The organism is Flavivirga aquimarina, assembly GCF_030540835.1.
Taxonomy (GTDB): domain Bacteria; phylum Bacteroidota; class Bacteroidia; order Flavobacteriales; family Flavobacteriaceae; genus Flavivirga; species Flavivirga aquimarina.
This window is the reverse complement of record NZ_JAUOEK010000045.1, coordinates 142,012-150,951: the sequence shown is the minus strand read 5'-3', so window position 1 is coordinate 150,951 and position 8,940 is coordinate 142,012. Positions and strand designations below refer to the sequence as shown.

Annotated in this window: 6 protein-coding genes; all 6 read right to left on the bottom strand. The window is 35.4% G+C overall.

Going from position 1 to position 8,940, the window contains the following annotated elements:
- Window positions 1-166: 166 nt before the first annotated feature.
- The 6 genes from Q4Q35_RS02825 to Q4Q35_RS02800 are packed head-to-tail and all read right to left on the bottom strand — an operon-like array spanning window position 167 to window position 8,657.
- Complete coding sequence (locus Q4Q35_RS02825; protein ID WP_303276412.1) at window positions 167-1,012, bottom strand: amidohydrolase family protein; 846 nt, start codon at window positions 1,010-1,012, stop codon at window positions 167-169.
- A 2-nt stretch (window positions 1,013-1,014) separates the two neighbouring features.
- Window positions 1,015-2,541: a sulfatase family protein gene (locus Q4Q35_RS02820; RefSeq protein ID WP_303276411.1), complete on the bottom strand. Its 1,527-nt coding sequence runs from the start codon at window positions 2,539-2,541 to the stop codon at window positions 1,015-1,017.
- Window positions 2,542-2,587: 46 nt separating this feature from the next.
- The gene (locus Q4Q35_RS02815; protein WP_303276410.1) at window positions 2,588-4,201 is read right to left on the bottom strand and encodes a sodium:solute symporter; all 1,614 of its coding nucleotides are present in this window, start codon (window positions 4,199-4,201) and stop codon (window positions 2,588-2,590) included.
- A 1-nt stretch (window position 4,202) separates the two neighbouring features.
- Window positions 4,203-5,165, bottom strand: coding sequence for an aldo/keto reductase (locus Q4Q35_RS02810; protein ID WP_303276409.1), 963 nt, complete (start codon window positions 5,163-5,165; stop codon window positions 4,203-4,205).
- 10 nt (window positions 5,166-5,175) lie between these two features.
- A complete protein-coding gene (locus Q4Q35_RS02805; RefSeq protein ID WP_303276408.1) occupies window positions 5,176-6,210 on the bottom strand; it encodes an alcohol dehydrogenase catalytic domain-containing protein in 1,035 nt (344 codons plus the stop codon).
- Window positions 6,207-8,657: a glycoside hydrolase family 95 protein gene (locus tag Q4Q35_RS02800; protein ID WP_303276407.1), complete on the bottom strand. Its 2,451-nt coding sequence runs from the start codon at window positions 8,655-8,657 to the stop codon at window positions 6,207-6,209. Before Q4Q35_RS02800 ends, Q4Q35_RS02805 begins: the two co-directional genes overlap by 4 nt.
- Between the last annotated feature and the right edge of the window lie 283 nt (window positions 8,658-8,940).

Genomic DNA, 8,940 nt, shown 5'->3' with positions numbered 1-8,940 from the left:
CTCAGCATAAACTAAAGTCGAAACGCTTTAAAGGTAATAACTAACAAGTCCTTCGACTGCGCTCAGGAGGACAATGGAACTATCATTTCGACTACGTCATTGCTTACGCTAGTTAAATTTTAACACGAGTCTCGAACTGACTGCAAATGGTATTTATAGTATAGTTCTATTTCAAACAATCATCAATACCATAAAATCTTGCAGCATTTTCTCCCATAATTTTATTTTTTTCATCCTTGGTAAATTTTGATATATATTGGTCTACAATATTCTTTACTTCAGAATAAGAAGCACTTAGTAAGCACACTGGCCAATCTGAACCAAACATTAATCGGTTTGTGCCAAAAGCATCAAATACGACATCCAAATAGGGTTCGAAATCATCGTATGTCCATTGCTGCCATTTAGTTTCTGTAACCATTCCTGATAATTTGCACCAGACATTATCTAAAGCTCCTAATGTTTGTATATGGTTTTTCCATGCATCTATTTCTCCCTTTTCGATATAAGGTTTTGCAATATGATCTATTACAAATTTTTGATTTGGAAATTTTTTTACGAATTGTATAGTAGCTTTAAGATGGATAGGGAATATTAGAATGTCGTAAGTAAGATCATATTTTTCTAATTTACTTATTCCGTTCATAAAATCTTTGCCAAGTATAAAATTAACATCTGGTTCATCATGCACTACATGCCTAAAACCTTTTATTTTGGGACTGGCTTTTGTAAAATAATTTAACCTTTCGTCTATGTTCTTGGCTTTTAAATTAGCCCATCCCACGATCGCTTTAATACGATCATTTTCATGGGCTAGTGACATTAAGAACTCCGTTTCATCTTCAGACTGGCTCGCTTGAACAGCAATGCTGCCATCAACGCTATTATTTGTTAATTCTGTTTTAAGATCTTTAGGTAAAAAATGACGCTTTAAAATGGACATATTTTCATTAATCCAAATATGGCTTAAGGGATCATAGTTCCAAAAATGTTGATGCGCATCAATTATCATAACTATTTTATTAGTGACCAATCGGGACCTTCATCTCTAATGTCAGTCCAAGTATGTATCATTTTAGGAATGAGTTGTTTAACTAAATCTGGATTTGTTTCAGAAATATCATGTGCTTGCGCAGGATCTGAGTTGAGATTATATAATGAAAAGGTTACAGGTACAGAAGATTTCATCCATTCTATAAGTGTTGCATCTTCTTTTTTTTCTGGAAACCATCCAATAAGTGTGTATTCGTTATGTCGCATTGCTATATGTGGCATTCTATAATAGGTGTCTTCATGCGTTGGAAAAAGCCATAAATAAGGTTGGTCTCTTTCAATTTGCTCTCCTAGAAAGGCAGGAAATACATCTACACCATCTGTATTAATACCTTTAGGCATATCAACATTTGCTAGTGTGGTTATTGTATTTATAAAATCTGTTGCCACGACCATTTTATCGCTTGTTGTTCCTGCTTTAATTTTTTTAGGAAACCTAATTATTCCAGGTACCCGGTGTCCGCCTTCATAAGGATATCGTTTCATCCCTTTAAAAATACCTGGAGTTCCAAAACAAGCATCTCTAATGTGGTCTTCCCATTCACCTCTAGATTCTTCTAAGTTGACTGGATGTTCAGGGCCGTTGTCACTTGTAAAAATAACCATGGTATTGTCTTTCAAATTTTCTTGGTCAACCGTTTTCATTAAATTGGAAAAGGCATTATCTAATTGCGAAACGGTACCATAGTAATCTTTTTTATTTTGACTGATATCATATTCTGGTCGTGCCACCCCACCATAATTGATTGATTTTTCCAGACTGTCCACCTTTACATTGTCGTACAATTTGCTATATTCTTTTGGGGGGGCTATTGGTGTATGAGGCTCATGGGTGGAAACTATGAGTAGAAAAGGTTTGGATTTATCTCTTATGTTGGTAAGCCAATTTGTGGCCTCTTTGGTAAGCACATCGCAATACCAGCCATCAACGTCTCCTACTGCTTCACCATTTCTAATGAATTTTCCAAAATTTTTGGGTCCGCCAAAAGCATTATGTGTAGAAGCAAACCAATAATCAAAGCCTTGATCGCTAGGGCTTGGTTCATCATATTTTTTTGTTTTTTCTAATCTGGATAGATGCCATTTTCCCATAAATGCGGTTTCGTAACCACCAGATTTTAAAAGCTCGGCCATGGTAACTTCTTCATTCTTTAGATAAGATCCATAAGCGCCTTGAATATAGTAAAAGCCACTTCTATAAGGGTTTCTTCCAGTTAAAATTCCTGCTCTTGAAGGAGAACATACAGTTCCCGCTGAATGGCAATCGGTAAGCAAAACACTTTCTGATGCAAATTTATCAATTGCCGGGGTCTTAATAATAGGACTACCATAGCAACCTAAATCCCCATATCCCAAATCGTCTGTTAAATAAATAATAATGTTTGGTTTTGGGGCTTCTTCTTTAGTTTTTTTTGAGTTACAACTAATAGATAGTGTGACTATAATAAAGAGGAATAGATATTGATTTAATTTGGATTGTTGCCTCATCGTTCATGGGTTGTTTTATCGTTTTACAAGCAGTGTGATTTATTATTTATTGGAATAGGATATATAATATAGTAATTGTTAGTAATAATAGTGCTGCATATAAACGGACATCTTTGAGTCCCTGAAATTTTTTATTAGTAAGAAACTGCCACGGACTATCCCAAGTGTATTGCAATTGATCAATGCTAGGCTTTGGGGTTAGATAGCTCATTACAAAATATACAACCGAACAAATACAAAATAACCACCAAGCTTGCATCATAAAAGGAATGCCCCATGTATCGGTTATGATACTTGGTTTCTTATAGAGTACCGGAACAAAATCTGCAGCAAAAGCTACGATTCCGATTAAAAAGCCAAAGATTAAAGTAACTATAGATGCTTCTTTTGTGCCCCGTTTACTAAATACACCAAAAAGGAATACTGTAGCTATTGGCGGAGCTAAGGCAGCTGCAATTTTATTGATTGCTTCAAAAATACTATTAAACCTATTGCCTTGGGTTGACCAAGCTATAGCAAGAATCATAACCACGACAGCGACATATTTTCCTATTTTTATTTGTTTTTCATCAGATAAAGATGGTTTTATTCTTTTTGCAATATCAATGGCTACTAAGGTAGAGCAGCTATTAAGGGCTGCTGCGATGGTACTCATTAAAGCTGATAGTAATGCGGCGGCAAATATGCCTTTAATTCCAATAGGTAATAGTTCGTTTATTAATACAGGTAAAGTTTCGTTACTTGTAGATATTTTATCTTTAAACAAGACATAAGCTATAACACCTGGTAAGACCATAATAAATACGGGAAGGATTTTTAGAAATCCAGCAAATATGGGGCCCTTTTGGGCATCATCTTCACTTTTAGCAGCCAAGACTCGCTGTACTATTGTTTGGTCCGAACACCAGTACCACAACCCTAGTATTGGATAACCCAAAAATATGGCGTACCATGATAACCCTGAGTTACCTGCATTCTCACCACTTCTAAGCATACTTAATTGGTCTGGTTTTATGTGATCTTTAAAATCGGCTAGAGAGTTTATTCCAACTTCAGGCAGTGCGTTAATTGCAAAAAATGTTAATATAACAGCACCAATAATTAAGATCATAGTTTGTACTGTTTCAGTTATAACAACGGCTTTTAAGCCTCCAAGAATCGTATAAGTGGCTGTTATAATAGAAATGATTAGAATAGAAACATATACGTCGATTCCGAAAAAAGATTTAAAGACAATCGCTCCTGCATAGAGACTCATGCCAATATGGACAAATAAGGCTCCTAAAATCGCCATAAAGGCCAGAAAAGATCTTGAGGGTGAGCTATATCGTTTTTCTAAAAATTCTGGAAGGGTAGAAATTTTGCTTTTAAAATAAAAAGGCGCAAAAATAAGTCCTAAAAAAATAAGGACTATGGAAGCCATCCATTCAAAGTTCCCCCAAACCAAGCCATCATCAAACCCAGAAGCTGCCAAACCTACTAAGTGTATAGTAGATATATTGCTTGCAAAAAGAGCAGCACCTATAATAACCCAATTTAAGCTGCGTCCTGCTAAAAAATAGTTAACCGAAGTCTTTTTAGCTTTCAAAGTTGAGATGATACCCAGCGCTAGAATAGCTACTAAATAGAAGACGATAATAACTAAATCTATATGTTCCATATTAACGATTAAATGCCCCGAAATCAAAATCCTTGTTTCTCAAGGGTTCAAGAATTGAATATATTTTTTCCATCATTAACATATCGATAGGAGCTTCGATCCAATCTATGTTTTGATTAAGTGTTTTTTCATGAGTGCAACTAAATAAAGTAGTTGGTATTTTTGAATTTCTCAAAGAAAATTGCAAAGCAATTTTTTCAATAGAAATACCATTCTTGATACAAAAATCGGTAGCTTGTTTAACAACCGAGAGTTCTGTTTGGGCAATTGGATACCAGTCTGGAGGCCCTTTTTGAGTTAACAATCCGCTAGCAAAAGGAGAGGCATTTATCAAGCCAATACCTTTGTTTTTTATTTTTGATATTAATTCCAATAATAAATCGTTTATGAGTGTGTAATGGTTATGTATTAAAATAACATCCATATCATAATTTTCTATGACCTTATGAAGGAGTTCTATAGGATAACATGAAACACCATAAAATCTAATTTTCCCATCTTTTTTTAGTTGACTTAAGGCTTTTAGACCTTCATTCATGGCGATATCCAAGTGTTTGCCTTCATCATATTCAATATCGTGTAAAAACACCATGTCAATATAGTCAGTTTTAAGACGTTTCAAACTAGATTCTACAGAATTTATAATAGAATCATATTTAAAATTGAATTTGGGAGGAAGTGAAGCTGTTTTTCCTGCTTTTGAAGAAAGTATTATTTCCGAACGGTTAATGGTTTCTAATCCTTTTCCTAAAATTATTTCTGATGTTAATGGTCCGAAACTAGAATTATGTCTTCCATAAGCAGGCGACGTATCAAAATAATTGATACCACGATTAAAAGCTTGGTGGATGGTTCTTAAAGCTTCACTTTTAGTCGTTTTTCCAAACATGCCACCAATTCCGGAAGCGCCAAAGCCCAATTCGCTAACTATTATGCCTGTTTCCCCTAATGTGTTATAATTCATGACAGGTGTTTTAATTTTCTACTATAATTTTTATATCTTCTAAAGAACTAGCTGCTTTTTTCATTGCTTCAGGAATTTTATCAAAAGGAAAACGCTTGGAAACAATCTTTGTTAAGTCCAATTTTCGAGTTTTTAATAGTTCCATTGCTTGAGTGTATTCTGTGTTAAAACGGAAAGAAGGCTGATAGGTTAACTCTCCTTTCATAAATGCAGCAAATGGAAATTGTGCATTATCGGAGTACATGCCTAATTGAACTATTTTGCTTCCTTTTTTTAAAAATTTCACGGTGTTGCTTAAAATGTTACTAGCACCAGATGCTTCTAATAAAACATCAAATCCATTAGCTGCCAAGTCAAATAAATCTTTTTCAAAATTGGAATCTTTTGGATTTAATGCGGCTGTTACTCCAATGTCTCTTGCCTTATCTAATGCTTGATTTCTAATATCTGTAATTACTATGGGGGCAGATGTGTGGAGTGCGGCTACCATATGGCATAATTGCCCAATGGTTCCTGCTCCTGTAATAAGTACCGACTTCCCTTTTAGGTCGCCTGCCATTGATAAAGCATGTAGAACTACCGAAAGCGGCTCCAGTAATGCGGCCATCTCAAAGCCTATAAAATCATCCAAAGGCATACAATTTTCGGCAGGAATTTTTATGTATTCGGAAAAACCACCATTAAGATGTGGAAAAACACTTGCTGATCCAATATATTTCATAGAAGGACATAAGTTGTATTTTTCTGCCTTGCAATGTATGCATGTTTTGCATGGTCTTGAAGGGTTGATGCTTACTCGTGTGCCTTTTTTTAACTGTGGATACAAAGGGGATTCTTTATCTATGATTCCTGAAAGTTCATGACCAAGGGCAAACGGTGCTTTAGGTATAAAATCACCAATTTTTCCATCTTTGTAATAGTGGATATCGGATCCACAAATCCCTACCGATTTAACCTTTACAACAACTTCGTTATAATCTGCATCTGGGTAGGGTATTTCACAAAACCTTACATCTTCTTTACCGTATAGCAAAAATGATTTCATAATCCTTTTATTGTATAGGTTTTGCCTTTTATAGTTTTGAATTCTATAATATTTTTTGAACGCTTTTTTATGCTTATTTGTTTGCCGTTTGAAAATACCTTTACTCTATTTTGGGTTTTTATACGACATGGTATACCTGCTTTTGATACTACTTCTACAGAAGTAAGTATTTTATCTTTCCAACTAAAGTCAAGTTCGAATCCGCCTCTTGCGCAAACGCCGTTAAATTGACCGCTAGACCATTCAGATGGCAGTGCGGGTAAGAGTTCTATATAGCCTTCATGGGATTGTATTAGCATTTCTGTTATTCCAGCTGCGACTCCTAAGGAACCGTCTACCTGAAACTGTCTGGCACATATAGCAAAAAGGGAAGGGTAACATTGTTCTACTAAATAACCTTTAAAAATTTTATTAGCTCTATCGCCGTCATTTAGTCGAGCCCACAATGCCATTTTCCAAGCACGAGACCATCCAGAAGCACCATCACCTCTTAATTCCAATGATTTTTTAACGGGTGCAATTAATTCTGGTGTTTTGTTTACTGAAATGACATTACCTGGGTAAAGCCCATATAAAGGGGAAAAATGTCGGTGCTTTTCTTCCATTTGACCATAATCTTCTGTCCATTCTTGAAGTGTGCCGTCTTTTCCAATTTGTGAAGGCACCAATCGTTTTCGAGCTTGTAATACCTTTGCTGCAAATTCATTATCTATGTTTAAAATTTCTGTAGCAGTGGCATAATAACTGAAAAGATCTTTTAAAATCTGCATATCCATAGTTGCTCCTACCGAAATGGTTGTGAAATAATACATTCCGGTAACTTCATCATAAAAATATTCGTAGCCTTCTCCTTTGGGAGGGTTCTCTGGAGAGTTTGATGGGTTTGTAACCAACCAATCTTTGCCTGGGTATTCGACTAGGAAATCCATAAAAAATTCAACAGAACCTTTCATAACAGGATAAATGTCTTTTAAATATGCTTTATCCTGTGTAAAAAGATAATGTTCCCACATATGTGTAGTAAGCCATGCACCGCCAACAGTAAAGGTACCCCAGGTTGGGCCATCCATGGGAGCTGCAACTCGCCATAAATCAGTGTTCTGATGAAAGACCCAACCACGAGCACCATAATGTTCTTTGGCAACTTCACTACCTTGATCTGTGAGTTCCTTTATCATGGTGGTTAATGGCTCCAAAAGTTCTGGAAGGTTACCAGTTTCCGTTATCCAATAGTTCATTTCTGTATTTATATTGGTCGTATATTTTGAGTCCCATGCAGGGTTCATATCATTATTCCATATGCCTTGTAGGTTGGCAGGTTGTGTGCCTGGCCTTGAGGACGTAATAAGAAGATACCTTCCGAAATTGTAGCATAAGGTTGCTAGTTGCGGATCGGGTTGGCTTTGAATGCTAGCCATGCGTTCATCGGTTGGTAAAGAAGAATTTGTAGTTGTTGGTAGGGTAAGGGAAACCCTGTCATAATAATTTTTGTAATCGGCTAATGCCTTTTCTTTGATATTGAAATATGAATTGTTTTCTACTTTAGCCAGCATGTCTTCAACACGAGCATGTTGATCTGCGCTAACATCTTTATAATTCACAAAATTTGTGGCAGCTACGAAGTATAGCGTTACGGCGTTAGCATTTTTAATACGAAGTATAGTGTCGTCCAATTCCATCGTGCCTCCTTCTGGAATAGCCTTTATTCGTGCTTCATATTTTAATTTGCCTTCTATTCCCAGATAGTCGGCAGATTTTCCTGTGAGTTTTAATTGGTCGTTTCCAAGCCCATCCATTCGAAAGTAGTCTGTTGCATAGTTAGAATGTGCGCTGTTTCTAACGCCTCTTAATTCGGCATTAAAAGAGATGCTTGCAGGTTTATCGGCTGTAATGCGTATGGCTATGGTTTGATCTACGGCAGAAGCAAATACCTCTCTGGTATAAGTAACTCCGTTGCGTTTATATTTAATTGTAACGATTCCTGTTTTTAAGTCTAGGGATCGTTTGTAGTTAGTTACGCTATCTTTTTCAAAAAAAAGATGCAGGTTTGCCATGGATTGGTATTTCATTTGTTCAACGGGATACCCCATTAAGGCGCGCCCAAAAAGTTTATGGGCTTTTATAGGTTCATTATTAAACAGGTATTCTTGAATTTGGGGGAGTTTTTTATACCCGCCTTTTACAACTGTAGAGTAGGGGCCTCCTGTATAATAAGTATCTTCATTGAACTGTATTTTTTCTTCACCATGTCTACCATAAACCATAGCTCCAAGACGACCATTGCCCACAGGAAGTGCTTCTTCCCAAATTGAGGCAGGTTTGTTAAACCATAATACAGTAGCAGCATCAAAATTACTTTTATCTGTTTTTGATGTGGTTGTTACTTGTGCAATACAAAAGGAGTTTATAAAAAAAACTAAAAAAAGTAAAACATACTTTATCTTCATAATAATTGATTTATATAATTTGTCTTGAAAATATATTTTAGTAAATAAAATTTCAAGTTTTTAATTCAAGTGTGTGATAATATTTTTTTAATAGAAATCATTTTCAGATTTACGTTTATATATATTTCTATAAAGCTCTAATTATTCATGCTTATTAAGTATATGTGTGCATAAAAACACCAATTATAACTAATAGCTGTGTTGTGAATTGTACAATGAAAAAGAGTAGCAAAAAATAATAATGCTACTCTTTAAACTAAACTCAAAATAAACTAACTTAAAA

What these genes read in the sequence shown, in the direction of transcription:
- Q4Q35_RS02825 (WP_303276412.1), bottom strand. Translation starts at nt 1,012, where the DNA reads ATGATAATTGATGCGCATCAACATTTTTGGAACTATGATCCCTTAAGC.
- Q4Q35_RS02820 (WP_303276411.1), bottom strand. Translation starts at nt 2,541, where the DNA reads ATGAGGCAACAATCCAAATTAAATCAATATCTATTCCTCTTTATTATA.
- Q4Q35_RS02815 (WP_303276410.1), bottom strand. Translation starts at nt 4,201, where the DNA reads ATGGAACATATAGATTTAGTTATTATCGTCTTCTATTTAGTAGCTATT.
- Q4Q35_RS02810 (WP_303276409.1), bottom strand. Translation starts at nt 5,165, where the DNA reads ATGAATTATAACACATTAGGGGAAACAGGCATAATAGTTAGCGAATTG.
- Q4Q35_RS02805 (WP_303276408.1), bottom strand. Translation starts at nt 6,210, where the DNA reads ATGAAATCATTTTTGCTATACGGTAAAGAAGATGTAAGGTTTTGTGAA.
- Q4Q35_RS02800 (WP_303276407.1), bottom strand. Translation starts at nt 8,657, where the DNA reads ATGAAGATAAAGTATGTTTTACTTTTTTTAGTTTTTTTTATAAACTCC.